This window comes from Aerococcus sp. L_32, from assembly GCF_050689315.1.
Map to the genome: position 1 here is coordinate 1 of NZ_JBOEQF010000685.1, position 949 is coordinate 949.

At 40.5% G+C, this 949-nt stretch carries 1 protein-coding gene; it reads left to right on the top strand.

Features of this window, described 5'->3' with window-relative positions; genetic code table 11:
* A partial coding sequence (locus tag ACRCJ0_RS15720; RefSeq protein ID WP_431391122.1) for a DUF1189 family protein occupies positions 1-667 on the top strand: 667 nt, incomplete at its 5' end.
* Positions 668-949 lie beyond the last annotated feature (282 nt).

Genomic DNA, 949 nt, shown 5'->3' on the forward strand with positions numbered 1-949 from the left:
CTCCGCAATTCCGACCTTCTTCGACACTTTGAAAGTATTTGATTTATTAGAAACCAACGCAACATCGATCGTTAATCAAATCCCTGACTATCAAGTGACAGATGGCAAACTCGCCACCAGCGATGACCAAGCAGCCTTTATTTTTGAAACAGACCTGATAACCTATGCCTTTGATCCAAATGATGAAATCGCCAATCAAAACGTGACGACTAGTCAAAACAATCTGATTACTGTTGAAAACAACTCAGATAACCTAACCATATCATTCATAGGCCAACCTATCGCCTTCACCTACACACAATTAGGTGACTCTGCCAATAGCGATGGTGTCAAAGGTATTATCCAGTCAATGACTAGCCTAACTTGGGCCTACTACCCGATTATCTTCATCATTGTGGCCCTATCTAGCCTATTAAATCTAATGCTAGCTGGCCTGATGATTGCCCTAGTAATTGGTATGCTACCCGATTCAACTCGGTTAAGACTAACCTTTAAAATGCGGTTCTCTTTAGCCCTTGCGTCATTAACCATGCCACTTATGGTCATTACCATCTTTAACCTATTTGGCTTCTATGTTGTCTATCAATTAGAAATCATGTACGTCTTCGCCTTGATTCGTTTATGGCGACTATTGAAAAAAGTACAAGTCATAAAAATGCAGAAATAATACAAGGGTGTGAGTGAGAGCGCTCAGCTAAACAACTTCTAACGCATTTAAGCGAGTAAGTGCTAAAGCATCAACTCGCTCATAAACTGGAAGAATAGTGCCGTATCACACAAAGTGTGATGCAAACTATTCTGAAGTGGACTTTAGCTGGTCGAGTGAACCCGACTAAGGTGCGACGCAAATCCGATTACAAGGGTGTGAATCCGACTAGAGTGTGAGCTTCGACAAATAATTTATCATTAAACAAAAAAATCCGAGGGAAGATTGATTAAATCAATCTTC